The organism is Thermococcus sp. M36, from assembly GCF_012027355.1.
GTDB lineage: Archaea > Methanobacteriota_B > Thermococci > Thermococcales > Thermococcaceae > Thermococcus.
This window is the reverse complement of the sequence record NZ_SNUH01000002.1, coordinates 180,292-204,090: the sequence shown is the minus strand read 5'-3', so window position 1 is coordinate 204,090 and position 23,799 is coordinate 180,292. Positions and strand designations below refer to the sequence as shown.

Here is a 23,799-nt window from a genome sequence, read left to right as displayed (position 1 = left end):
TTGTCACTATAACTAACACAATTCGAACTTAAAAGGTTATTGGTTTGTTTAGAGCTGAAGGATGAAGGGCACTACAAATGGGACGAGGGCGGTGAGGACGAAGCCGTGGGCGAAGGCTATCAGGGCAACCTCGCTTCCCCCGAACTTTGTCATTATCGGCAGCGTCGTGTCCATCGTCGTCGCCCCTCCTATCGAGACGGCTAGCTCCTTGGGAATCTTCTTTATGGCCAGGGGGTAGAGCAGGACGGTGAATATCTCCCGGGTGAGGTTTGCGAGGAAGCCCAGTGTCCCGTAAACCACTGAATACTGCCCAATCAGCGGGCCAGTCAAGGAGTACCAGCCGCAGCCGGCCGAGACGGCCAGCCCCCATCTGGGCTCGATGCCCAGGAGGAGCGAAGTGGCCAGACCACCCAGGAGGGAACCGGCAAGGGTTCCGAGGGGCAGCTTCACAGCCATCTTTCCAAGCTTTTTGATCTCCTTCAGCCGGAAACTCTGGCCGAGGTCAATGCCAATAATGAGTATCAACAGATAGAGCATAATTTCATACAGGTTGCCGAAGTCTGGGGAGTAGAAGTGCCCGACGGCAATTCCCGCTATAAGGGAAACCAGAACGTACGCCAGGAACCTCATCGCTTTCCCCCCACCAGAAGGGCCATTCCAACGCTTCCCGCTATGGTGAGGGCCGCGAATACGACGGACGATACCAGCAGCCACCCTGCGTCTATCTTCACCTTCCCCGCCTCGACGCCCATGAAGAATATCAGCAGGAGAAGTGCGGCACTCATAGGTAAATCCAGACCGAGCTTTTTCCCTCGCTTCCTGAGGAGATATCCTATCAGAACTCCAGCCAGCAGGGGGATGAAAATGTTCATGCAACGAGATATCTCTGAATGTTAATAAAATTATCGAGGGGCTCGGAGGGTGTTCACGTCATCATTTGTGAGCGTTCAGTTTGCTTGCTAGTCGTCATTGCCCCATCTGGGTTCACTGCGCACCCTTTTAAACCTGTCCTCAAAAGCCAAGGTTTTTATTATGAACCTTCCCTCATTCAAACGGTGGTTGGCATGATCCGTGCATCTGAACGGGCAATGGGGATTGAATACGCGATAAGGGACGTTGTTCTCCCCGCTAGGGAGCTTGAGCGGAAGGGAATAAAGGTCATAAGGCTCAATATAGGAGACCCTGGCAAGTTTGATTTTCAGCCGCCGGAGCATATGAGGGACGCCTACTGCAGGGCGATCCAGGAGGGTCACAACTACTACGGCCCTAGCGAGGGCATTCCTGAGCTTAGGGAGGCGATAGTCCAGCGCGAGAGGAAAAAGAACGGCGTTGAGATAACCGCTGACGACGTCCGCGTTACCGCTGCCGTTACCGAGGCACTCCAGCTCATATTCGGTGCCCTGCTCAACCCGGGCGACAACATACTCGTCCCAAGCCCGAGCTATCCACCTTACACAGGGCTCGTTAAGTTCTACGCCGCCGAACCAAGGGAGTACCTGACCGTTGAAGAGAACGGCTGGCAGCCTGACATAGACGACATAAGAAAAAAGATCGACGAGAATACCAAGGCCATAGCCGTCATAAACCCGAACAATCCGACCGGTGCGCTTTACGAGAAAAAGACCATCAAGGAGCTCCTCGACCTTGCGGGGGAGTATGGTCTGCCCGTTATAAGCGATGAGATATACGACCTCATGACCTACGAAGGAAACCACGTTTCGCCGGGTTCGCTCACGAAGGACGTGCCGGTAATAGTCATGAACGGCCTCTCAAAGGTTTACTTTGCCACCGGGTGGAGGCTTGGCTACTTCTACTACGTTGATCCAGAGGACAAGCTCGCCGAGGTCAGAGAGGCCATAGACAAGATGGCTAGGATAAGGCTCTGTCCGAATACCCCCGCCCAGTTCGCGGCGGTGGCGGGTCTGACCGGCCCAATGGACTACCTGGAGGAATACATGGCCAAGCTCAGGGAGAGGAGGGACTATATATACAAGCGCCTCACCGAGATTCCCGGAATAAGCACCCAGAAACCGCAGGGAGCTTTCTATATCTTCCCGCGCATTGAGGAGCGCTCCAGGTGGAAGAGCGATAAGGAGTTCGTCCTCGATGTGCTCAGAGAGGCCCATGTACTCTTCGTCCACGGTTCGGGCTTTGGAAAAGAGGGTGAGTGGCACTTCAGGGCCGTTTTCTTGCCGCCTGTGGAGGTTCTTGAGGAGGCCATGGACAACTTCGAGGCCTTCATGAGGAAGAGGCTCGCGGGATGAGCCGGTAATTCCTTTTCATTTTCCGGTGGATCACGTTGGATTGAAGAAGGAAAATCACCCTCCAGAAACGACAGGGATGACCTCAACGTAGTCTCCGTCCTTCACGTTTTCGTCCTCTAAGGCAATCCTGCCATTGAGCTTTGCTATTGCACTCTCGGTGTTGAAGCCTACCTCCCTGAGGACGTCCGCTACTTTCATGCCCTTCCTCCACTCCACCTCTCGCTCTATTCCTCGTCCAAGAACCTTGATCTTTATCACTTCCATCACCTGCTGCTTTTTTGTCGGTGGATTTATAAATTCGATGCTGGAAGGGGGCCAGTAAAGATGTCGGCCCCCTGGGGGTCCCGACGTCATCGCAACCCGATACTCGTCGGGCGGTTCTTTCTATGCACAAAACCTTATAACAGTTGGGCTAACTCACCCATGGGTGCAAAACATGGCCGGAACCGTGAGCAGAATAATCCACTTTCACGATGAGGAGGAGTTCCTCGATGATATGAGTGCCGCAATGGAGCGCTTCTCATACCTGGCGACCAAGTACGGTCACAACCCGATAGAGGGCGTTCTCCTGTGGGACTACATTGGCGTCCAGGACGAGGAGGGCCTCAAGATTTTCCGCGTGGGTGAGTTCCCCTACTTCGAGGGCACGCTGAAGGTTGACCTGGAAACGCTCAGGGTCATGGAGCGCTACTTCGACGAGATGGAGAGCAAGTGGGACGAGCTAAGGGTGGAGGATATAGCCTACTTTGTCGAGATGCTCAACGAGGCCTTGGGCCGGGAGTTGGTGTTCTACGAGGCCTACGACCTCGGTCTGGACAGGAACACTGCCTACATTATTATTAACATCGCGAACCTCCACTACCTTGAGAGCGTCCTTGAGGGTCGCGACAGGGAGATATTCGAGGAAGCCGTCGAGCTGCTGATGAGGTACGTTTGAGTGAATAACTGTTTGATTCAGTAATTATGTAATTGCAGACTTAATTGGTAGGTGGTGAAAGCATGCTCTTCAAGAAGAAGGGCATCTTTAATGAGGAGGACGCGAGGAAGGTAGTTGAGTGGATGAGCGCCCACCCTGAGGAGAGGGAGCTCATAGTGATGGCTGAATCGGTAACCCTTGAGGCAAAAAGGCGCCTCTGGGACTATACGAGGGCCGTCCAGCTGATGGCAGACATGACCGGTGAGGACAGGAGCGTTAAGGTTGAGATACTCGAAGGATACGTCAGCGAACATGTGAAGGGGATTGATGTGGATAAACTGTGAGGTGTTGGCATGAAGCTCGTAATGGCCGAGGTCTTCAACAGCTGGCAGGGGGAGGGCGGCAGCGTTGAGGGCTCTGCCTTTGGAAGGAGACAGATTTTTGTCCGATTCGCTGGTTGCGACCTTAACTGCCTCTGGTGCGACTCCCGAGAGTATATAGACGCCTCCCGCGTTTCACGCTGGCGGTACGAGATCGAGCCTTTCACAGGAAGGTTCGAATACAAACCAAACCCAGCGGAGCTCGATGAGGTTGTTGACGCCATCCTGCGCCTCGACACCGGTGATATACACTCGATAAGCTACACAGGCGGCGAGCCGACGCTCCAGGTAGAACCCCTCAAAACCCTCATGGGGCGCATGAAGGAGCTCGGCTTCGATAACTTCCTTGAAACCCACGGCGGTCTCCCAGGGCTGGTTAAGGAGATAGCCTATCTTGTGGACTACGCGAGCGTTGACATAAAGGACGAAACGGCCTGGGCGGCGGAAGACTGGAAAAACCTGGTTCTCCGCGAGGTCGAGAGCATCAGGATCCTGAAGGAAGCAGGGGCGAAGACCTACGCCAAGCTCGTGGTCACCAGGGAAACAAAGCTCGAAAACGTCCGCTGGTATGCGGAGCTTTTGAAAGGTTTGGCCCCCCTCGTCATCCAGCCTATGGAACCAATAGATATTTCCCAAGCTAGGCTCATGGAGTTCTACCGTGAAGCGGCAAGGATTATGGGGGGGAAGAACGTCGGCCTGAGCTTCCAGGTGCACAAGTACCTCAACGTGCTTTGAGAGGGTTTTTAAAGCTCCTCCCCAACTTCTCCCGGCGATGATGACATTGGCCTTTGGGGTAATTGATGCCCGGGATCGACGGCCTGAGCCTCCGTCAAATTTTTAAATCTCTGCTCTTTTAGTAACCTCCGGAAAGATAAAGGGGGTGGTGCCATGCCAGTGATTGAGGAAGTGACTGCCCCGAAGAGCTTCGAGCGCGTTGGGAGCCACTCCCACATAAAGGGCCTTGGGCTGGACGAGAATGGGAAGGCCCTCTTTATGGCGGACGGCATGGTGGGACAGGTCAAAGCTAGAGAGGCAGCGGGAATAGCCGTTGAGCTCATCAAGCGCGGCAAGCTCGCAGGAAAGGGAATACTCCTCGTCGGCCCGACTGGCACCGGTAAGACCGCCATAGCCATGGGGATAGCGAGAGAACTTGGTGAGGATGTCCCATTTGTCCAGATAGCGGGAAGCGAGATTTATTCTGCCGAGATAAAGAAGACCGAATTTCTGAAAGAGGCCCTCAGGAGGGCCATTGGCGTTAGAATCAGCGAGGAAAGAAAGGTCTACGAGGGTGAGGTCAGGGAGGTTAAGATAAACAAGACGAGACACCCGTTCAACCCCTACGTTGAGATACCGGAGAGTGTCCTCATAACCCTCCGCACCAAGGACGACGAGAAGACCATCAGGGCCGGCAAGGAGATAGCCTACCAGCTCATGGAGCTCGGTGTCGAGGAGGGAGACGTGATACAGATCGATGCCGAAACCGGGAGGGTTTCGAAGGTTGGGACTACCAAGGAGGATGAAGGGCTGTTCTTCAAGAGGAAGGTCAACCTTCCGAGCGGTCCGGTGCTCAAGATAAAGGAGTTCACCTACACGGTTACGCTTCACGACCTCGACGTGGCGAACGCGAGGGGCAACATCTTCGGCCTGCTCTTCAGCACCGGTGCTGAGATAAGCGACGAGATAAGGCAGAGGGTTGACGAGACAGTGAAGCAGTGGATCGAGGAGGGTAAAGCCACCCTCGTTCCGGGCGTGCTCTTCATTGACGAGGTTCACATGCTTGATATCGAGGCGTTCTCCTTCCTCGCGAGGGCCATGGAGAGCGAGCTGGCGCCGATACTCATCTTAGCAACCAACCGCGGAAGGACGAAGATCAGGGGAACCGACCTTGAAGCGCCTCACGGAATGCCAATAGACATGCTCGACAGACTGCTCATAATCAACACCGAGCCTTACAGGAAGGAGGAAATTCGCGAGATAGTCAAGATCCGCGCGAAGGAGGAGAAGATTGAGGTCAGCAAGGATGCCATTGAGTACCTCGCGGAGCTCGGGGAGAAAACCAGCCTGCGCTACGCTGTTCAGCTCCTCGCCCCGGCGAGCGTCCTCGCTAAGGGGGGAAGGGTGGAGAAGGAGCACGTTGAGAAGGCTAAAGAGTACTTCGCCGACCTCAGGAGGAGCACCGAGTTTGTCGAGAAGCTTGAGGGGATGCTGCAGTAAAATTTTTAAATTTCTTTCCGACTTTCATTTGGGTGGTAGTATGAGGCGCCTCTTTTTTGCCCTCCCTTTCCTTGCCATTGGGGTTTTGTATCTCTTCATGGACCTCAGAGAAACACCGCTGATAATAGTAACCCTTGGCTGGCTGACCTTTGCCCTTGAGTACAGATACGGCGGCGAGAGTAAGGACGGAGAGGAGCTGATTGCACTTGGCATCTCGATGTCGGTTGTTCTCATGCCCATCCACCAGGCTCTTGCGGAGTTACTGGCCCTGTTCATGTTCATACTTGAGCTGACGGTCCTTTTCGTGAAATTCAAACTGAAGGCTTAGTCGTTCATTATCCTAATCAGCTTTCTCGACAGCTTTAGATGGAACTCGAACTCATGGTAAATTCTGTTCTCCACCGGGAAGACCAGCTTCAGCTCGTTTAGTCCCTGCTTGCCTCCAAACTCGCCGAAGACGAGTATCCCGTTTATCTCTATGACTCCAAACACCGCCGCAAGGTTGAAGAGGAGCGTCCTGAGCTGGTAAGCGGTAACGTCGTGTTTTCCAGGCCTCTCCCGTGGGTATCTGAAGAGGAAGTACTCAAGGCCCTCCATCTCCGCCACGTCCGTTACCGCTATGTCCGCCGTCAGGAAGACGAGGAGGGTTGGGGTCATTTTGTCGTATTGCCTTAGGCTTTTGACAATTATCTCGTCGTTGTTGTGGGCCGGTTCCTTGACGCTCTCCGCTATGATTATCCTGCTCTTGAGGGCCTCGAACTCCTTTAGGGCTATGTATGCCGCCTTTCTGCTCTTCTTTGCTCTCCTGTTGTTGAACTCCCGCAGGAGCGAGGCGTTTCTGACCTCTCTCCATATCTCCTCCAGCTGTTTGTTCCTGTACTTGTAGTTCATCGCGTTCTCTATCTCCTTCTTGACGCCCTCGGCGACGACTATCTGGTAGCCGTCGAGCGGCCGGAAGGACGATACAAAGCGGTGGTAGAAAATGTTCGTGTCTGGGGCAAAGGCGACGCCCTTTTTCAGCCTCTCGTAAAGCTCAAGGTTCTGCAGGAACTCGTCCAGGTTGTCGTAGCGTATTATCCCAGAGGACATGAAGCACCCGTAGAAGTCAGTGTACGTCGGCAGCTCGTTTGAAAGGTGTTCCGGAACCTTCTCGTTGAACTCTCTCCTCCTGGCGACCACATCAATGATGTAGCCTGTTTCCGAGGGACGTGCCCTTATAAGGGGCAGCTCGTAGAGGGGATAGCTCACCTCTATCTCCCCGAGGACGTTCATGAGGATCTGGAGTTCGGGCTTTTCAATTACCTCACTGGCGGGGCGCATCACCATCACCAAGGAAGTTCTTGAGGCGTTGCATGTGGGCGGGTATCATCATGTAGGGCCTGTCCGGGAAGTCCATGTCGAGGAGAGCCATGTATATTATCCTGTCCACCGGGAACTCCCTGAGTTGGACCACCGCGGCGGTGGCAAGGGCCTTCCGTCCGGATGTTATGTCCAGGCCGATGGTGTACCCTTCCCGCTCAAGGCTCTGGAAGAGTTTTTTGAACTTTCTGTCAGCCTCAAGAAAGCTGTTGTCTGGAATCACGACAGCCTCAATTTCGGGGGTGAAGTTGTAGGCCTGCGAGATTGCCTTTAATGCCTCCACAACTCTGGGGAGCTTTTTGCGGTACGTCTCTTCCGTGAATATGAAGACCTTGTTCGGCTTTCTTCCCCTTGAAACGACCGCGTAGTATGTGTTCACGAGGGCCCACTCAGAGCGGCCCAGCAGGGTAACGTACGCTATCTTCCTGGGGCTCACCATCGCTATTCCTCCGGCACTGCGGGCGGTGCGCCGCCTTTGTGCTCCTCACTCAACTAGCACCATCCCGTACAAAACGCTTTCGGAGAAGTCAATTTTCACGAGTCTCCCAATCTCAATACCCACCGCGTCTATGCTTGATCTGACCTTGGTCGGCATCCTGCACGGCTCTCCTCTCTCAAATGGGCAGTCGTCGCAGAGGTTGCAGTTGCCGGGGAATAGGGCTGTCGCGTACATCTTTCCCTCCCGGAAGAGTTCTTCCTCCTTTTTCAGGAGGTACAGAAGGGCTTCCCGCTTATCTCTCTCAAAGTGTTCCATATCTATCTCGAACTTCACTATCAGCGCCTTTTTGAAGGCAGCAACCCACTCTCTGGTCTCCCGCCAGTCCGGGACGTGGGGCGGACAGCTCGGCCTCTTGCCGTACATGGGGCAGGAGCGGCACTTCCAGACCGGTCTGGGGGAGACGGTTATCTCATCCGCTGGAATTTCCTTCTCCCACAGCACCTTCATGGGGCATCAAGAAAAAATGGAGCCGGAGCTTAAAAATTAATCCATCAGCCTGCCACCGTTGACGTCTATCACCTCACCCGTTATGTGGTCGTTTTCGAGGAGGAAAATCACCGTGTGGGCTATCTCCTCCGGTTTGGCTATCCCCCCAGTCAGCGAGAGCGAGCGGAGCCTCTCCTTTATCTCAGGGCTTATCAGCTCGGTATCAACTGGCCCGGGGGCGACTGCGTTGACGAGAATATCCGGTGCAAGGTGCCTCGCGAGGTTAAATGTGAGGGCTATCAGTCCGCCCTTCGATGCCGCGTAGTGCGGCCCCACGGTTCCGCCGTCCTTGCCCGCTATCGAGGCTATGTTGACTATCTTTCCCTTCTTCATGTATCTGAGGACTTCCTGAGTGACGATGAAGGCTCCCTTGAGGTTAACGCCGAGAACCGCGTCCCAGTCATCGTCGGTGACCTCCATCGGCTTCAGGGCTTTTCCAAGGATTCCGGCGTTGTTAACAAGGATGTCTATCCTCCCGAAGTGGTTGATGATCTCTTCGACCATCTTTCTGACCTCTTCCCTGTCGCTCACGTCGGCCTTTACGGCAATCGCATCAACCCCGTAGGAACGGCAGAGCTCCGCGGTCTCTTCCGCCTTCTCCCTGCTGTGGGCGTAGTTTACGGCAACGTTTGCCCCCTTCGCTGCGAGGGCAAGTGCTATTGCCCTTCCTATTCCCCTTCCGCCGCCGGTAACTAGGGCAACCTTCCCGGTCAGCTCCACACGCATCACCGACTTCTCCTTTGCCTTTGAACTTAATAAAGTCTAAGGCCGAAATATTTTTACGTTTGAAAACTGAATTATTCATATGAAGGAATTCGCGGTAGTGCTGGTTTTGATTTTTGGGACCTTCGCCGCTGGGTGCACGTCCCATGAAAAGCCCGAAGGAGGGGTTAGTATGGATTTGGAGATCGGTTCGATATTTCACAACGGGGAGTCCATACCCGTTGAGTTCACCTGCGACGGTGAGAACGTCAATCCTCCCATTTTCATCGGCCACATAGACCCCAAGGCCAAAAGCCTGGCCAGCATCATGGACGACCCTGACGCTCCGGGAGGAACGTTCACCCACTGGATAGCTTGGAACATCCCGCCGCTCGGCGAGATTCCAAAGGGTGTCCCCCAGAGGGGCGTGGTTGAGGCTCCCATCAGAATGGTTCAGGGCAGAAACGACTTCGGGAAGATAGGTTACGGCGGGCCGTGTCCGCCGCGTGGACATGGCGTCCACCACTACCACTTCAGGGTCTATGCGCTGGACACAGTCCTTGAGCTCGATCCGGGAGCGACAAGAAAAGAACTGGAGAGGGCCATGGAAGGCCACGTTATCCAGACGGGCGAGCTGGTGGGCCTCTACGGGAGGGAGTGAGTCACTTCTCTCTCAGTTTTACTACGAGGTTCACAGCGCTCTGGAACGCCGCGAGGAAGTTCAGGGCGAAGAATATCCAGTCACCTATGAGGTAGGAGTATATCGTCAGCAGCGTTGATGCGGTCACGTAGATTATGATGAACTGCATGTTCAGGGGGCACTTCCTCGTTTTTATGGTCTCCCATGTCTGGGGCACCCATGAGCTCACTAGGAGAAGCATTCCTATGAGTCCTATTATTGCTCCGCCGTTCATGTTCCTCACCCGGACGGGAGACGAAGGAAGCTAAAAAAGCGTTGTGGATGGTTTTGTGTCAAAATAGCCCTACCCTAATGGGAAAATAAACAGGCCTGAGCTAAAGCTGGCTCGCGAGCCTCGACATGGCCCACGTTTTGACGTCATCATCCATTATTCCGTTGATTATCTCCATAGCCTCTGCCACATTCCCCCTCTTGGCGAGTGCAAGGGCAACCTCCGCTTCAACTTTTGACTTATTTGGGAGGTCAGTTATGTAGCCTGCTATGCGGAGGGCTTCCTCCGGGTTGTCCATGTTGAGAAACTCAAACGCCAGGCTCATGAGGGCTTTTGTGCTCTCTTCCTTGCTGTCTATGTCGAGGGCTGCCTTTACTGCCATCTCCAGGGGTTCCGAAAAGTTCTTTCCCATCTTGGCGACTTCCACTGCTATGTGGGAGAACGCTTTGAACCTTATGACCCTGTCGGGGATTTCTTCTGTCATGGAAAGCGCATCTTCTATCCTCCCCGAATCTACTAGCTTCAGTACGGCCTCATAAAGGCCCCGTGAGCGGTACCACTCCTGCATGATAATCCCCGGGTTATCTTTGATGACGGAGGATTTAAGCGTTCTGTCGTGCTCCGGCCGAAAGGTAAGGTTTTATAACCCGACGCACAAGTTATACCCGGTGATTGTATGAGAAAAATTGGACTGGTTGTTCTGCTCATAGTTCTGGTGGGATTTGCATCGGGATGCATCTCTAGTGGGGATTCAGCTACAGAGACAGCACCTCCGGCGACACAGACTCCACAAACCACTCAGATGGGTGACAAGGAGTACGTCATCGTGAACGGGACAAAGATATACCTCGGTGAGGTGTACTTCTACATGTACGGCATGAGGACCTGCCCCCACTGTCAGAAGATGAAGGAGGAGATACCAAAAGAGTACGGTGCGGATCACCTGGTGTACTATGAGCTGCTCGACAACGAGGAGAACACCAAACTGTTCAGCGAGCAGTATAAGTACACTGGGATAGGTGGGGTTCCTGCAATAGCGATAACGTACAACGGAACACTCTACGCCATAATAGAGGGGGAGTACAACGTCTCTGCGACCCCCAGGATAATCAAAGCAGCCATGGACAACGATGGCATGGTGCTCTTTGTAGGGGGCCAAGCGTACATTATAAAGGACAAATCGGTTATAGACAAGCTCTACGCGATCTACGTTGAGCACAGGATGCCGGAGGGCGGCTGACGCACCCCTATTTTTATACGGTGGTGGGTGGATTGAGGACGGAGGTCAAAGGGCTCGCCGTTATCCTTCTGGCGTCCTTTGGGGTCAGCTCCCTTACCCTGTGGGCACTGGGCATGGTTGATTTCCTCCCCAAGTTCTTTGCCCTCGCGATGAGCGACTCGATAAACCCATGCACGTTCGTCATATATACGATGCTCCTCATAGCCATTTCCGTCAGGGAAATATCCAAGAGGAGGCTCTACGTGATAGGCTTTGCCTTTATAGCGGCGGTTTACGTCTCCTACTATCTCCTAGGAATCGGCCTCCTCTATTTCGCAGGATACCTGCCGCTGTGGGTTGCGGGCGTTGCAGCGATAATCTTTGGTGCCTATACCATAGCCACGGGGCTGATGGAGAAGCCAAGGATAGGGGACAAGGGGGGCATACGGAAAAGGATATTCAGCTCGGAGGCTACGGTCCTCGGTGCGTTCACCCTCGGTGTCATAGTCTCCACGACCCTCCTCCCGTGTTCCGCAGGGAGCTACCTCGTGTACGCGATAATAATATCGAAAGCCGGAAAAGCCCTGGCCTTTCTGCTCCTTGGCCTCTACAACCTCGTTTTCGTGCTGCCTTTAGTGGTCATACTGCTGGCGATGGGAAGCGTGACCGAGAGCAAGCGCTTCTCTCAGGCCATGGTGCGGCACAGCAGGGAGCTTTCGGTGATAGCCGGCCTGCTCCTCGTGGCCATTGGAGTATGGGTGCTACTCTACGCCTGATTCAGCCTTTCTTTCACCCTTCTCTCGAACTCCACGAAGTTCGGCACGCCTATGAACTCCACCCTGTTGTTTATGAGCACCGTCGGCGTTCCCAATATGTTGTGCTCCATCGCCTTTCTCTGTCCCTCTGGGGTGGCCACGCTCAGCTCCCTCGCAACGACCCCTTCGTACTTCCTCTCAAGCTCCTTTGCCATGGCCACAGCCATCGGACAGTACGGACAGCCTGGCGAGGTTATGACCTCTATCACGACCCTTGGCCCCTTTGGCTTCACCTCTATCATCCCGGCCCGCTTCATGAGTTCGAGCATCTTTTTCCTCCGTATCATCTCAAGCTCGTCCATACTCTCACCCCCAAGAGAAAAGGGCGCGGGAGAATTTAAAAAGAAATTTTTGAAAAAGAGTTCATGGGACACTAATCGCCAGTTGCAAGGTGGATGGCCAGCAGAACGGCGAACAGGATGGCCAGAGCTATGTGGACTTTCTTCCAGTGACCCAGTATGCCCACGAACTTCTTTGCCATTTTCCTGTCGTGCTTCTTCGCCGCGAGGAGAACCTTTCCGTGTATGTACCTGCCGATGAACCCGTTCAGGTTAAGTAGAACCAGGACGATGCCCATCGCCAGTCCGGTGCCCCCCGTGAGTCCTGCGTAGTTGTCGCATGAGAAGAAGTGGACAAAGACCAGCAGCGTTCCCGTTATGGTGAGGACGTGGTGGATGGTGAGGGGATACACCGGGCCAAAAATCGTCATGTATGGGTGCTCTGGCCTTATCTCAAAGCCCCACTCACTGGACTTCTTGTGGACTATGACGAGCTTTCTCTTGGTCAGGGAGTAGTAGACGACGCCAACCGCTATAAGGCCCACCCCAAGGGCCGCGAGCCCGCTGTAGCCTGCCTCATACTCATTTTCTTCCCCGTCATCGTCCGCTAGGACAAGGGGAGCCATCAGAAGGATCAAAAGAAAGAAAACGAGAACCCGCTTCACCGGCACCACCTCAGAAAGCGCCGCTCCCAAGGCCGCAGATCTTGGCGAACGGGCAGACCGAGCAGTCCTCGGTGTACGGCTTGAGGTAGGGCTCACCCTTGACCGCTTTGGTTATCTCCTTCGCCCTCTCCATTGCCTCGTCGTCGCCTTCCAAGACGAGGGTAACGCTGCCCTCAGCCCCGCCTGCTCCGCCGGCCGCTATCGGTATGGCCTCGACACCTGCCAGAATCCTGTATGCTTCCACCTCGGTAACCGGGTGGGAGTGGGGTATCGGCACGAGGGCGGAGTAAAGCCCAGTTCCCCAGTCGAAGGAGTAGATGCCAGTGAGCTTTGCGCTCTCCTCGACCGGTGTCGGCACGAACTTTTCAAGGCTGACCGGCGTTATTGTGAAGACTCCCTTGGTTATTGTCCATCCGAAGGTCTTCCCTATGGTTCCGCCATCTGGAGCGGCGGCAAAAACTGCCACGTTCCAGTTGATGTCTATCGCGTTGGCGCCCTTTATGAAGACGTCCTTCGGCCCCATCCTCTTGAGGGCCTCAAGCGGGTCGTCGAAGGGCTCGCCCTTGTAGAGGACGAGGTGCTTGGGCCAGGTGGCCTTTGGGGTAACGCAGGTTCTGCCCTTGCTTATTACTCCAACCGTCCACTTCTCCTTTTCAATTTCCTCTCCCAGTATCTCCTCGGCTATGTAAGCCGCCGTGGTTCCGGTGGCTATGTACACGAAGCCGTGCTTGAGGGCGTGCTGGACTTCGGGCATTGCCACAACTGCCTTGGCGATCAGCCTCTTGCTCTCCGGGGATGTGAGCGTAACGAGGGCCCTTTTCATGGTACCACCTCACTTGTATCTATCCCCAACCCATATTTAAGATTGCCTGGGAAACTGACTGGAATTTTTACGGTTAAAAAAGAACAGGAAGAAAGCACTTCATAGGAGAACGGCACCAAGGATCAGTATGACTGCTGCGGCGACGATACCTTCCACCAGGGTTGCCATTGTCTGAAGCTTGTATCCTTGGGTAACGTCCATGTTGGAGAACTGGGTGACAACCCAGAAGTAACTGTCGTTTGCATGGCTGACGACCATTGAACCTGCGCCTATTGCGAGCACGGTGAGTACCCTTCCGTAAGTGGAGGCTAGGCCCAGGGAGTCCATCAGCGGGGAAAGCAACGCGGAAGTCGTGATTATGGCAACGGTTGATGAACCCTGCGCGGTTTTGAGGAGCGCTGCAATGAGGAATGGCAGCAGGAGCCCCATGTGATACGCTGAAAGTGTTGTCCCGATGTATTCGCCGATTCCTGTCTGTCTGAGGACGTAACCGAACGAACCGCCTGCACCGGTTATTAGAATGATGACAGCTGAATTCTTCAGTCCTTCAGCCACTCAGCCATTTGGGCCATAGACATGTTCGCCTAGACTGTCAACCAGCTTGAAGGAAAGCAGAACTCCCAGGAGAAGCGCCGTTATTGGATGTCCAATGAAATCAAACAGGTTCTTGAGTGCGCCCGTTCCAAACGGGTGGGAGGGATAGTCAGCTATTGACTTCAGGACAATCAAGAGTATGGGCACCACGAGGGGAGCGAATGCCCATCTTGCTGGGGGCAGCTTGCCGTACTTTTTCATCAGGTCCTCATAGCTCTCTTCTATGTCGGGCTCAATATATATCCTTCCACCGACCTTCATGGCGTAGAGAAGGCCTGCTATGGTTGCGGGGATTGATGCCACCAGGCCAAGCATTATGACCAGACCCAGATCCGCGTTCAGATTTGCAGCGGCCGCGATAGGCCCCGGCGTGGGAGGTACCAGCGTATGGGTTGCATACAGACCTGTACTTAATGCGATTGCGGTTATAGCCATTGATAGTCCTGCCCTTTTTGTGAGGGCCTTGTTGAGGGGTGACAGTATGACGAATCCAGAGTCGCAGAACACCGGGATCGAGACGATGTATCCTATTATGCTCATTGCATGCGGGACTCTGTCTTTGCCGACCACCTTCAAGACGGCCTCTGCCATGGACAGCGCACCACCGGACTTCTCAAGAACGTATCCGATCATAGTGCCCGCGGCTATCACGATGCCTATGGACTTGAGGGTGCCCCCAAATCCTGCAGCAATGGCATCCACTGTCTCAGGAAGACCCATCCCGGAGAATACGCCAACGAAGTACGCTGCGCCCAGGAGGACTAAAAATGCATGTACCCTGTACTTTCAGGTAAACACCACGATCAGGGCCACGGCAATGGCCAGCAACAGCAGCAGTATGGGGCCCGATACCATATTTACCACCCCGGGGGAAGAGGTTCTAAAAAAGTTGGGCCTCATGTCTTATAACAATTTCGAATTTAGAACCGGCTTTAATGTTTCATCTGGTTGCATCCCAGGTGTTGAACAGGATGTCACTTCACGGGCCCCTGTTGGGCCCGCTGAGGTCAGCCAAAAAGCTCTATACAGACGTTGCAGAGGGAGGGGTCTATGTCAGGGTCTATCCGGGCATGGAAAGAGCAGGCGTACCCCTTTCCAAGGAGCCTCAGCGATATTCTGACGAGCTCAGCGTGTATCTCGTACTCGTCAGGCCTCTCTCGGATTATCCTCTCCGCGAGCGCCTTAACCTCCTCATCAATGTCTGGAAAAGCCTTCAGATCTATCAGCGCACCCCTGTCCATCTTCAGGTAGCGGGAAACCGCTGACTGGGTGATGTGGAGCAGCTCGGCTATTCCCGTCTGCGTTAACCCCTTTTCGCGGAGAACCTCAACGAGGCGCCTCCTAAGTGACGGGTAGATGTAACGCGAAGCAACTTCGAAGGCGTTGGTCTTCATGGTACCCTTTATGACACGTGGAATATTTAAACCTTTCTGCCAAGCCTTTTAGGATCTTGTCATGACATAAGTCATAAGACCACTTTAGGTTAATAAACCGCAAAACTTTTATGAAGGTCACTTCATTTATGATCGAAGAATATGACACGTGTCATAAAAACGGAGGTTGATGGATATGGCGATACGCGTTCCGGAAGCGTTTGATATGCTCTGCAACCAGTGCTCCATGAGCCTGGCGGGAGGATGTACGATAAGGGGTGTCTGCGGCAAGGATCCTGACCTCAACTCGCTCCAGGAGGCCCTGCTGTACGGCATAAAGGGAACCTCGGCCTACTACTACCATGCCCTTGAGGTCGGCTACGACGACCCGAGGATAGGCCACTTCCTGGCGGAGGCCCTTTATTCGACGCTCACCAACGTCAACTTTGATAAAAACAGGTTTCTGGAGCTCATCCTTGAGAACGGAAGGGTTCACCTTGAGGCGATGAAGCTTCTCGACAGAGCTTACGTCGAGACCTTCGGCAGACCCGAGCCCATTGAAGTCCCGACCGGAACTGCGGAAGGAAGGGGCATACTCGTTACCGGCCACAGCTACAAGGCTCTGTATGAACTCCTCAGGCAGATAGAGGAGCTCGGTCTTGAGGATGAGCTTAAAGTTTACACCCACGCAGAGATGTTCCCGGCCCACGCCTACCCCGAGCTGAGGAAGTTCAAAGCCCTCTACGGCAACTGGGGAGGCTCGTGGCTCTACCAGAAGAAGGAATTCGCAGAGTTCCCGGGTGTAATACTCGGAACCAGCAACTGTGTTCAGCAGCCCACGAAGGCATATCAGGACAGAATCTTCACCGTTGGAATAGCTGGCCTTGAGGGGGTTCCCCACATAGAGGACTACAACTTCGAGCCGCTCATAAAGCGTGCCCTTGAGACACCGGAGATGAACCCCTACGACGGCGGAAAGCTTCTCACGGGCTTCCACCACACCAACGTTCTGGCCATGAAAGACAGGCTGATAGAGCTCATTCAGGAGGGCAAGATAAGGCACATCTTCGTCGTGGGTGGCTGTGACACCCCGCACAAGGGCATGGGCTACTACGAGAGGCTCACCGAGCTGATCCCCGACGATGCCCTGATACTCTCAGCGGCTTGTGGCAAGTTCCGCTACAACGCGAGGAACTACGGCACCATCGAGGGAATCCCGCGGTTCCTCGACTTCGGTCAGTGCAACAACGTCTACTCGATAATCGAGATTGCAATAGCACTTGCGAACGAGCTCGGAACCGACGTGAACTCCCTGCCCGTGAGCATTGTCCTGAGCTGGATGGAGCAGAAGGCCATAGCGATACTCTACTCGCTCCTCTACCTCGGGATCAAGGGCATCTACATCGGACCTAAGGCTCCGGAGTTCCTGACTCCCAATGTGTTTGAAATCCTCAGGAGGCAGTTTGACCTCAGGCTCACCGGCGACCCGGAGGCTGACCTCAGGGACATGCTCAGCAAGGGAATAAAGGTAGAAGAGGACTCTCCCCTCGCGGAGGAGCTGGATTGATCTTCTACCCTCGTTTTTTCTTTTCTGAATTCCCAGAGCACAGAATTGTTTAATTATTGATTTCAAGAATCCAAGAATTAAAGAAAGCGTTCAGCCCTTTTCCAGGGCCTTAAGCTCCTCCACCATCTCTTTGAACTTCTCGTCGCTCATTCCAATGAGATCTTTTGCCTGCTTCAAAGTAATCGTCCTTGCGAGTGTTTTTCTCATCTCGGGGTTCTCAAGGGGGGAGAAGCCGTACTTCACAAGTATCTTCAGGGATTCGGGATAGGCCTTTAGGAGTTTGGCCACGTTGGTGTCTTCCGTTATCTCCTCTAACTTATCGTCGCACTCCTCCACCTCCATGCTCAGCTCCTTTGATTCTTCGGTCTTCGTGACTTTGAGGATGAAGAACCCCGAGACCTCCTTGACTTCTACTTTATAGCCCGCTTCTTCAAGCTTTGGAATAATGCCCACGAAGGGCTTGTCGCCGATTACTTCGAGCGTTTCCCCAGTCTTAAGCTTCCCGAGGGCCTCTACGATCATAACCGCCGGCTGGGGCGGGTTCAAACCGCGAACGTCGAGCATCATTCTTGCATCACCACCCCAACCTATGACATGCGACATATAAAATTTGTTGGGCACATCTGTCCAGAAACGCTTAAAAGTACTCAGTATGACACTCGTCATGAAGGTGATAATGATGACCGAGTTACTGAACAATCGAGAATATAAGAAAGAACAGCTCAAGAAGCTCTTACTGAGGATCCATGAGGGAGAGGATGTTAACAAGCTCAAGGAGGAGTTCAGGGCCGTTCTCAGCGGCATCTCGCCCCTTGAGATACCCCTCATCGAGCAGGAGCTCGTAAAGGAGGGAATTTCCGCCAAGGACATCGCCAAGATGTGCGATTTACACGTCGAACTCTTCCGCGAGGCGGTCAAGGGGACGGAAGAGCTTGAGGAGAAAGGCCTGCCCGAGGGCCACCCCCTGAAGACGCTATACCTTGAGAATAAGGAGATAATGAAAGACGCGGAGATGCTCAACCTCTACGCGAGGACTTTGGCGACAACCAAAGACGAGCGCATGAGGAAGGAAATTCTTGGGGTTCTTGAGGAGATAGTGAACAACCTCAGAAAAGTCGGCTTCACCCATTACAACCGGGAGGAGATGCTCACCTTCCCCTACATTGAGCGCAGGGGTCTAACTGCCATAGCGACCGTTCTCTGGACGAAGCACGACGAGATAAGGTTCATGATAAAGCGTCTGGCGGAACTTTTGATGAGGAGAGATGAAATGCCGTGGGAGGAGTTCGTCGAGCGCTTCAAGGCCAAGGCAGGAGAAGCCGCTTTTGCGCTCAGCGATATGGTGTTCAGGGAGAACAACATCTACTATCCGACGCTTAAAGCTCTCCTCACCGAGGGCGAGTGGAAGGCAATAAGACTCCAGGAAGACGAGATAGGCTACTACAAGGTCAACCCGCCCGCCTGGGATCCGGGTGAGGACGTTAAGCCCCTCCACCCCTGGGAGATAGAGCCCGAGCTGAGCGTTGAACAGTTGCTCGACCTCCCGAAGGAAGTTCAGCAGGCATTGAAGGGAAGGCCCCTTGAGTTTGACAGAACTCAGCTCAAGCGCGAGGGTGACATAGACCTTGAAACCGGCTACCTCAGCGCTGAGGAGCTCAAGGCGATCTTTGAGGCCCTCCCGGTAGATGTTACCTTCATTGACAAGGACGACCGTGTTAGGTTCTTCTCGCCGGGCGAAAGGATATTCACAAGAACTCTCTCTGTTCTCGGAAGGCCGGTCCAGCTGTGCCACCCACCGAAGAGCGTCCACATTGTCAACAAGATACTCAAGGCCTTCAAGGAGGGCAGGAAAAAGGAGGCGACCTTCTGGCTCAGGCTCGGGCCGAAGTACGTCTACATCAAGTATGTGCCGCTCTTTGACAAAGACGGGAACTACATCGGGACGCTTGAGATGACGATGGACATCGCTGAGTACAAGAAGATTGAAGGTGAGAAGAGGCTCCTCGACTGGAGGGACTGAGAATGCTCGTGTCCAGCCTGGAAAGCGCCGAGAGGGTTAAAAATCCCCACGGTGTAGACGTGAGAAAACTTGTAGCGACTGAGAAGGCCCAGATACTTCACATCACCCTCAAGCCCGGGGAGGCTCTGAGGAGGCACAGCACACCCGTGGACGCGTTCCTCTACATCATCAAGGGGAGGGGAACGGTGGAAGTTGGGGATGAAAGGGTCGAGGTTAAAAAGGGCACCGCCGTATATCTTCCAAAGGATGTTCCCCACGCGGTGTTCAATGAGGGGAGCTTGGACATGGCCCTCCTCGTTGTCAAGGTGGTGTAAATGATGAGGGGAGACCCCAAAGTATTCAGAAAAAGGGTGGAGCGCTTTCAGGAGCTCCTCAGAGAGAACGAGATTGACGGTGCGGTCATAAGGACGCTCTCAAGCTTCATCTACTTCACCGGAACCAAGTGGCTTAGGCCGAGTCTTCTTATCCCCGCCGAGGGAGAGCCCCTCGTTTACGTCATTAAGGGCGAGGCCGAGCTCTTCAAGGAGAGGAGCTGGATCGAGAACGTCATCGAGTTTCAGCGCGTCGAGGATTTGATGGCCGGCGTGGTAACATGGGTGAGCCGGAACGGCATGACAAGGGTCGGTCTGGAGTTCGGCATCGAGAGGGATGCTTATCTAATATTCCTCAAACTCTTCGAGCGTCTGAACCCTACGGTTGAGATAGTCGATGTACTTGACCTGACCATGGGTCTGAGAATGATAAAGGACGAGTGGGAGCTCGACAACATCCGGAAAGCTGGAAAGATAGCGCGGAGGGGCATAGAAGTCGCTGAGGAAGCTATCAAGCCCGGAAGGAGCGAGCTTGAGATAGCGGCGGAGGTAGTTAGGGAGCTCATGCTTAACGGGAGCGAAGACCCGAAGGTCTACGTCTCAACAACCCCGAGGGCCCATGCAGAGCCCTTCAGAGACCTTAAAGTCCCGGGGAATGGCGTCGTTACCGTTGTCATCGGTGCTGACTGGAACAGCTACTACGCCAACATGGCAAGAACATTCGTCCTTGGTGACCCCGGCGAGCGCGTTAGAAGGGCCATCGAGGCAAAAGAGGAGGCCCTTAAAATTGCCCTCGACGAGACCAGAGTTGGAGTTTCCCTGGCCAGTGTTGAGAAGAAGCTGGCGAACTTCTTCAAGGAGAAAGGTTTCGGCGACGCTTATCTAGCCGGCTACACCCACGGCGTCGGCCTGCTAATCGAGGAACCCCCGATAACAACCATAGTCGTCCCCCAGAGGGCCACCAGGGTTCAGGAAAACATGGTACTCAGCATAATTCACCCGCCACTGATGATCCCGGAGGGCGCGATAAAGCACGAGGACACCTACATAGTGAAGAAGAACGGACTGGAGAGGGTCACCTAAAAGACCCTCGCGTAACCCCATTTGCGTACGCTCGTTAGGATAGACGTCTCCGTGCTCCTTATCCCCTCCACTCTTCCGAGCTTCTCGATGAGGAAGCTCTCAAGCTCCTGGAGGTCTTTGACGGTAACCTGCATCAGGATGTCGTGGGCACCCGTTGCAATACCGAGGACGTCCACCTCCGGTAGCTTACTCAGCTCCTCGGCGGCCTTCTTCACCCTGCTTGGTTCGACGTCCACGGCTATGAATGCGACTATCGAGTAGCCAGCCTTGAAGGGATTTATCAGCGCCGCGAACTTCCTTATGATCCCCCTTTCAACCAGCTTCTTCACCCTGAGTCTAGCCGTCGATTCCGGCACCTTCAGCCTCCTTGCTATCTCGGAATAGCTCGCCCTTCCATCCTCCTGCAGGATGTGGAGTATCATCCTGTCGAGGCTGTCAAGCTGCTCATTATTACGCATTATATCACCTCAATTTTTGTTGTGTTGGCTAATTCTTTTTAAATATTTTCACGAAATTCGCAAAATTTGACCGAAATTCCTATTAGTTTCAAACGCATACAGCAAAGAGGTGAGAGCATGAGGCTTCCAAAGAGCAAAGAGGAGGTTGTGGAGCGTTACTCCCGGATTTTTCCCAGGTCTGCACGGGTCACCTATGCTCCCATCGTGGGCGTCAGGGCCGAAAACGCTCGCGTCTGGGACATCGAGGGAAGGGAATATATCGATTTTTTGAGCGATGCGGCAGTTCAGAACGTCGGCCACAACAACCCCCGTGTTGTTCAGGCGATAAAGGAACAGGCAGACAGGCTGATTCACTTCACTTTCATCTACGGCTTTCCGGTTGAGCCTCTCCTCTTGGCCGAGAAGCTGGCCGAGATAGCTCCTATGAAAGATGTAAAGGTCTCTTTCGGCATGAGCGGAAGCGACGCTAACGACGGTGCCATAAAGTTCGCGAGAGCCTACACGGGTAGGCGGACAATCCTGAGCTACCTGAGGAGCTACTACGGTGCCACCTACGGGGCGATGAGCATAACGGGGCTTGAGTTCGAGGTCCGCTCGAAGGTGGGCGAGCTGAGCGACGTCCACTACATCCCGTATCCCAACTGCTACCGTTGCCCCTTTGGAAAGGAGCCGAAGAGCTGTAAGATGGAGTGCGTGGGTTACATAAAGGAGAAGTTCGAGGGTGAGGTGTACGCTGACGGCGTTGCGGCACTATTTGCCGAGCCCATACAGGGTGACGCAGGCATGGTGGTTCCGCCGGAGGGCTATTTCAAGAAGGTCAAGAAGATTCTGGACGAGCACGGCATCCTGCTGGTTGTCGATGAGGTTCAGAGCGGGATGGGAAGAACCGGAAAGTGGTTTGCGATAGAGCACTTCGGGGTTGAACCGGATATAATAACCCTCGCGAAGCCCCTCGGAGGAGGACTGCCGATAAGCGCAATAATAGGGAGAGAGGAGATAATGGACTCCCTCCCGTCCCTGGGCCACACCTTCACCCTCAGTGGAAACCCCGTGGCGAGCAGAGCGGCGCTGGCTGTGATAGAGGAGATTGAGGAGAAAAACCTCCTGAGGAGGGCCAAGAAGCTCGGAGAATACACCAGGAAGAGGCTTGAAAGGATGAAGGAGGAGCACGAACTCATCGGTGACGTTCGCGGCCTCGGCCTGATGCTCGGCGTTGACCTTGTGAAGGACAGGGAGACGAAGGAAAGGGCCTACGAGGAGGCCAGAAAGGTCGTCTGGAGGGCATATGAGCTCGGTCTCGTACTCGCGTTCCTCCAGGGCAACGTGCTTAGGATTCAGCCGCCGCTCACGATTGAGAAGGAGCTCTTGGACGAGGGCCTCGACAGGCTTGAGCGCGCAATATCTGACGTCGAGGAGGGAAAGGTGCCAGACAACGTCTTGGCGAAGGTGCAGGGATGGTGAGCCCAGGCTTTTGACAAATTTTTGTTGGTTTTTCATCTTTCCAAAAACTTTTTAAACAAACTCTTACACAGCTTGAGCGGGCTTCAATGGAAAAGGTCGAAGTAATCGAAAAGCAGGTTCTAAAGGTTGGGATTGAGGAGAAAGTTGAGCCCGTGAAGGCTTTAGTCTTCGGCCTTCAGCATGTTCTTGCCATGTTCGGCGCGACCGTTACGGTCCCGCTCGTTGTTGGCGGTGCCATTGGTCTGAGCGGCGACCAGGTGGCGCTGATGATACAGGCGGTTCTGCTGGCGATGGGGATAGCGACCCTCCTCCAGACCACGATAGGGTCGCGCTACCCTATAGTCCAGGGTTCGAGCTTCGCCTTCATACCGGGACTGATAGCCATAGGCTCTTCCCTGGGAATGGCCGCGGTTCAGGGGGCATTGATAGTCGGCGGCCTAATCGAGGCCGCAATAGGCTGGCTTGGGATAATCGGGAAGGTCAGGAAGCTCTTCACACCGCTGGTCACCGGCGTTACGATAACCCTCATCGGCTTCAGCCTCGCCGACGTTGCGGTAAAGAACTTCTTCAATTTCTACGCCGACCCCTCCGGCGGAACGGTTGTCAAGGCTACCCTGGTGGCACTGATAACCTTCCTGACGACTGTCTTCGTGGCCCTTAAGGCCAGGGGGAGCCTGAAGGCGATGCCCGTTGTGGTCGGCGCGCTCGTGGGCTACCTCGTCAGCGTCCCTCTGGGACTGGTGGACTTCGGGCTGGTAGAGGGCCTGCCTGTCATCAGCGTTCCGAAGCCGTTTCCGTGGGGCAGTCCAGTGTTCGACACCACCGCGGTAGTTCTCCTCCTCTTTGCCTTCATGGTGAGCATAATCGAGAGCGTCGGCGACTACCACGCGATAGCCACAGTGACCGGCTCGGAAATAACAGAAAAGCACATAACCAGGGGCATAGGGAGTGAGGGGCTGGCATGCTCGATAGCGGGCCTCCTCGGCGCCTGCGGGACGACGAGCTACTCCGAGAACATAGGCGTCGTGGCGCTCACCAAAGTGGGCAGCAGGCATGTGGTTCAGGTCGGGGCGATTATTCTGATATTCCTCTCCCTGCTCCCGAAGTTCGCCGGAATCCTTGCCTCGATGCCTGCCCCGGTTCTCGGGGGGCTTACCCTGGCGCTCTACGGCATGATAAGCGTCACCGGCTTGAGGCTGATAAAGGAGAGGGTCGAGTTCACAGACAGGAACACCCTTATCCTTGCGGCGGCGCTCATAGCAGGTCTGGGTGCGCCACAGCTTCCGACCGAGTTCCTGGCCCAGTTCCCAGAAATAATAGCAAGCATCCTGGAGTCGGGGATGGCCGTTGGTGCACTAACGGCGATAATCCTTGAGAGGGTTCTCTGACTCCCTTTTAATT

30 protein-coding genes and 1 pseudogene are annotated in these 23,799 nt (G+C 54.3%); 15 read left to right on the top strand and 16 right to left on the bottom strand.

Features of this window, described 5'->3' with window-relative positions:
- Nucleotides 1-48: 48 nt before the first annotated feature.
- Together E3E36_RS08910 and E3E36_RS08905 are read right to left on the bottom strand one after the other, a co-directional pair.
- Nucleotides 49-630 (bottom strand): lysine exporter LysO family protein, encoded by a 582-nt coding sequence (locus E3E36_RS08910; RefSeq protein WP_167895069.1) that lies wholly within the window; start codon nt 628-630, stop codon nt 49-51.
- A complete protein-coding gene (locus tag E3E36_RS08905) occupies nt 627-872 on the bottom strand; it encodes a hypothetical protein (RefSeq protein ID WP_167895068.1) in 246 nt (81 codons plus the stop codon). Before E3E36_RS08905 ends, E3E36_RS08910 begins: the two co-directional genes overlap by 4 nt.
- A gap of 192 nt (nt 873-1,064) precedes the next feature.
- On the opposite strand from E3E36_RS08905, the gene E3E36_RS08900 reads away from it, so the two are divergent.
- Nucleotides 1,065-2,264, top strand: coding sequence for a pyridoxal phosphate-dependent aminotransferase (locus E3E36_RS08900; RefSeq protein ID WP_167895370.1), 1,200 nt, complete (start codon nt 1,065-1,067; stop codon nt 2,262-2,264).
- Between the two features lie 54 nt (nt 2,265-2,318).
- On the opposite strand, the gene E3E36_RS08895 is transcribed toward E3E36_RS08900, so the two are convergent.
- Complete coding sequence (locus tag E3E36_RS08895; RefSeq protein WP_167895369.1) at nt 2,319-2,522, bottom strand: MoaD/ThiS family protein; 204 nt, start codon at nt 2,520-2,522, stop codon at nt 2,319-2,321.
- 178 nt (nt 2,523-2,700) lie between these two features.
- On the opposite strand from E3E36_RS08895, the gene E3E36_RS08890 reads away from it, so the two are divergent.
- From E3E36_RS08890 to E3E36_RS08870, 5 genes are all read left to right on the top strand, one after another.
- A complete protein-coding gene (locus E3E36_RS08890; RefSeq protein WP_167895368.1) occupies nt 2,701-3,201 on the top strand; it encodes a hypothetical protein in 501 nt (166 codons plus the stop codon).
- A 62-nt stretch (nt 3,202-3,263) separates the two neighbouring features.
- Nucleotides 3,264-3,524: a hypothetical protein gene (locus tag E3E36_RS08885; RefSeq protein ID WP_167895067.1), complete on the top strand. Its 261-nt coding sequence runs from the start codon at nt 3,264-3,266 to the stop codon at nt 3,522-3,524.
- Between the two features lie 9 nt (nt 3,525-3,533).
- Complete coding sequence (locus E3E36_RS08880) at nt 3,534-4,295, top strand: 7-carboxy-7-deazaguanine synthase QueE (RefSeq protein ID WP_167895066.1); 762 nt, start codon at nt 3,534-3,536, stop codon at nt 4,293-4,295.
- Between the two features lie 153 nt (nt 4,296-4,448).
- A complete protein-coding gene (locus E3E36_RS08875; RefSeq protein WP_167895065.1) occupies nt 4,449-5,774 on the top strand; it encodes a RuvB-like helicase in 1,326 nt (441 codons plus the stop codon).
- Nucleotides 5,775-5,814: 40 nt separating this feature from the next.
- Nucleotides 5,815-6,102 carry a hypothetical protein gene (locus tag E3E36_RS08870; protein WP_167895064.1) on the top strand — a complete coding sequence of 96 codons (288 nt, stop codon included), beginning with the start codon at nt 5,815-5,817 and terminating at the stop codon, nt 6,100-6,102.
- Here the strand turns inward: E3E36_RS08870 and E3E36_RS08865 are convergent.
- The 4 genes from E3E36_RS08865 to E3E36_RS08850 are packed head-to-tail and all read right to left on the bottom strand — an operon-like array spanning nt 6,099 to nt 8,844.
- Entirely contained in the window at nt 6,099-7,094 is a 996-nt protein-coding gene (locus tag E3E36_RS08865; RefSeq protein ID WP_167895367.1) for a PIN domain-containing protein, read from the bottom strand. The genes E3E36_RS08870 and E3E36_RS08865 overlap by 4 nt on opposite strands.
- Complete coding sequence (locus tag E3E36_RS08860; RefSeq protein ID WP_167895063.1) at nt 7,078-7,572, bottom strand: hypothetical protein; 495 nt, start codon at nt 7,570-7,572, stop codon at nt 7,078-7,080. Before E3E36_RS08860 ends, E3E36_RS08865 begins: the two co-directional genes overlap by 17 nt.
- A gap of 45 nt (nt 7,573-7,617) precedes the next feature.
- A complete protein-coding gene (locus E3E36_RS08855) occupies nt 7,618-8,079 on the bottom strand; it encodes a DUF2284 domain-containing protein (protein WP_167895062.1) in 462 nt (153 codons plus the stop codon).
- Between the two features lie 36 nt (nt 8,080-8,115).
- Nucleotides 8,116-8,844 (bottom strand): SDR family NAD(P)-dependent oxidoreductase, encoded by a 729-nt coding sequence (locus E3E36_RS08850; protein WP_206203585.1) that lies wholly within the window; start codon nt 8,842-8,844, stop codon nt 8,116-8,118.
- A gap of 169 nt (nt 8,845-9,013) precedes the next feature.
- Between E3E36_RS08850 and E3E36_RS08845 the strand changes: the two genes are divergently transcribed.
- Entirely contained in the window at nt 9,014-9,481 is a 468-nt protein-coding gene (locus E3E36_RS08845) for a YbhB/YbcL family Raf kinase inhibitor-like protein (protein WP_167895365.1), read from the top strand.
- 1 nt (nt 9,482) lies between these two features.
- On the opposite strand, the gene E3E36_RS08840 is transcribed toward E3E36_RS08845, so the two are convergent.
- Entirely contained in the window at nt 9,483-9,734 is a 252-nt protein-coding gene (locus E3E36_RS08840; protein WP_167895364.1) for a hypothetical protein, read from the bottom strand.
- 100 nt (nt 9,735-9,834) lie between these two features.
- Nucleotides 9,835-10,299: a hypothetical protein gene (locus tag E3E36_RS08835; RefSeq protein ID WP_167895061.1), complete on the bottom strand. Its 465-nt coding sequence runs from the start codon at nt 10,297-10,299 to the stop codon at nt 9,835-9,837.
- Nucleotides 10,300-10,407: 108 nt separating this feature from the next.
- Between E3E36_RS08835 and E3E36_RS08830 the strand changes: the two genes are divergently transcribed.
- Complete coding sequence (locus E3E36_RS08830; protein ID WP_167895060.1) at nt 10,408-10,971, top strand: glutaredoxin domain-containing protein; 564 nt, start codon at nt 10,408-10,410, stop codon at nt 10,969-10,971.
- 32 nt (nt 10,972-11,003) lie between these two features.
- Nucleotides 11,004-11,726, top strand: coding sequence for a cytochrome c biogenesis protein CcdA (locus tag E3E36_RS08825; protein ID WP_167895059.1), 723 nt, complete (start codon nt 11,004-11,006; stop codon nt 11,724-11,726).
- On the opposite strand, the gene E3E36_RS08820 is transcribed toward E3E36_RS08825, so the two are convergent.
- The 5 genes and pseudogenes from E3E36_RS08820 to E3E36_RS08800 form a co-directional block, all read right to left on the bottom strand.
- Nucleotides 11,717-12,067: a thioredoxin family protein gene (locus tag E3E36_RS08820; protein WP_167895058.1), complete on the bottom strand. Its 351-nt coding sequence runs from the start codon at nt 12,065-12,067 to the stop codon at nt 11,717-11,719. The genes E3E36_RS08825 and E3E36_RS08820 overlap by 10 nt on opposite strands.
- A 71-nt stretch (nt 12,068-12,138) precedes the next feature.
- Complete coding sequence (locus E3E36_RS08815; RefSeq protein ID WP_342764400.1) at nt 12,139-12,714, bottom strand: hypothetical protein; 576 nt, start codon at nt 12,712-12,714, stop codon at nt 12,139-12,141.
- Nucleotides 12,715-12,718: 4 nt separating this feature from the next.
- The gene (locus E3E36_RS08810) at nt 12,719-13,531 is read right to left on the bottom strand and encodes a hypothetical protein (RefSeq protein ID WP_167895057.1); all 813 of its coding nucleotides are present in this window, start codon (nt 13,529-13,531) and stop codon (nt 12,719-12,721) included.
- 99 nt (nt 13,532-13,630) lie between these two features.
- Nucleotides 13,631-14,899, bottom strand: a pseudogene (locus E3E36_RS13220) (GntP family permease); the annotation flags it as partial.
- Nucleotides 14,900-15,132: 233 nt separating this feature from the next.
- The gene (locus E3E36_RS08800; RefSeq protein ID WP_167895056.1) at nt 15,133-15,519 is read right to left on the bottom strand and encodes a transcriptional regulator; all 387 of its coding nucleotides are present in this window, start codon (nt 15,517-15,519) and stop codon (nt 15,133-15,135) included.
- A 175-nt stretch (nt 15,520-15,694) separates the two neighbouring features.
- On the opposite strand from E3E36_RS08800, the gene hcp reads away from it, so the two are divergent.
- A complete protein-coding gene (gene hcp / locus E3E36_RS08795) occupies nt 15,695-17,065 on the top strand; it encodes a hydroxylamine reductase (protein WP_167895362.1) in 1,371 nt (456 codons plus the stop codon).
- Nucleotides 17,066-17,155: 90 nt separating this feature from the next.
- Here hcp and E3E36_RS08790 read toward each other — a convergent pair whose 3' ends face one another.
- Nucleotides 17,156-17,632 carry a DUF1858 domain-containing protein gene (locus tag E3E36_RS08790; RefSeq protein WP_167895055.1) on the bottom strand — a complete coding sequence of 159 codons (477 nt, stop codon included), beginning with the start codon at nt 17,630-17,632 and terminating at the stop codon, nt 17,156-17,158.
- A gap of 112 nt (nt 17,633-17,744) precedes the next feature.
- On the opposite strand from E3E36_RS08790, the gene E3E36_RS08785 reads away from it, so the two are divergent.
- Genes E3E36_RS08785 through E3E36_RS08775 form a run of 3 tightly spaced genes read left to right on the top strand, consistent with a single transcriptional unit; the run spans nt 17,745 to nt 20,479 of the window.
- Nucleotides 17,745-19,085 (top strand): DUF438 domain-containing protein, encoded by a 1,341-nt coding sequence (locus tag E3E36_RS08785; RefSeq protein ID WP_167895361.1) that lies wholly within the window; start codon nt 17,745-17,747, stop codon nt 19,083-19,085.
- 2 nt (nt 19,086-19,087) lie between these two features.
- Nucleotides 19,088-19,399, top strand: a complete 312-nt coding sequence (locus E3E36_RS08780; RefSeq protein WP_167895054.1) for a cupin domain-containing protein — start codon at nt 19,088-19,090, stop codon at nt 19,397-19,399.
- Nucleotides 19,400-19,402: 3 nt separating this feature from the next.
- Nucleotides 19,403-20,479 carry a Xaa-Pro peptidase family protein gene (locus E3E36_RS08775; RefSeq protein ID WP_167895360.1) on the top strand — a complete coding sequence of 359 codons (1,077 nt, stop codon included), beginning with the start codon at nt 19,403-19,405 and terminating at the stop codon, nt 20,477-20,479.
- Here E3E36_RS08775 and E3E36_RS08770 read toward each other — a convergent pair.
- Nucleotides 20,476-20,937, bottom strand: coding sequence for an Lrp/AsnC family transcriptional regulator (locus E3E36_RS08770; RefSeq protein WP_167895053.1), 462 nt, complete (start codon nt 20,935-20,937; stop codon nt 20,476-20,478). The two genes, E3E36_RS08775 and E3E36_RS08770, sit on opposite strands and share 4 nt — an antisense overlap.
- A 117-nt stretch (nt 20,938-21,054) precedes the next feature.
- Here E3E36_RS08770 and E3E36_RS08765 point away from each other — a divergent pair, with 117 nt between their 5' ends.
- Entirely contained in the window at nt 21,055-22,398 is a 1,344-nt protein-coding gene (locus E3E36_RS08765) for a leucine/methionine racemase (RefSeq protein ID WP_167895052.1), read from the top strand.
- An 86-nt stretch (nt 22,399-22,484) separates the two neighbouring features.
- A complete protein-coding gene (locus E3E36_RS08760) occupies nt 22,485-23,786 on the top strand; it encodes a uracil-xanthine permease family protein (protein WP_167895051.1) in 1,302 nt (433 codons plus the stop codon).
- Nucleotides 23,787-23,799: the final 13 nt, after the last annotated feature.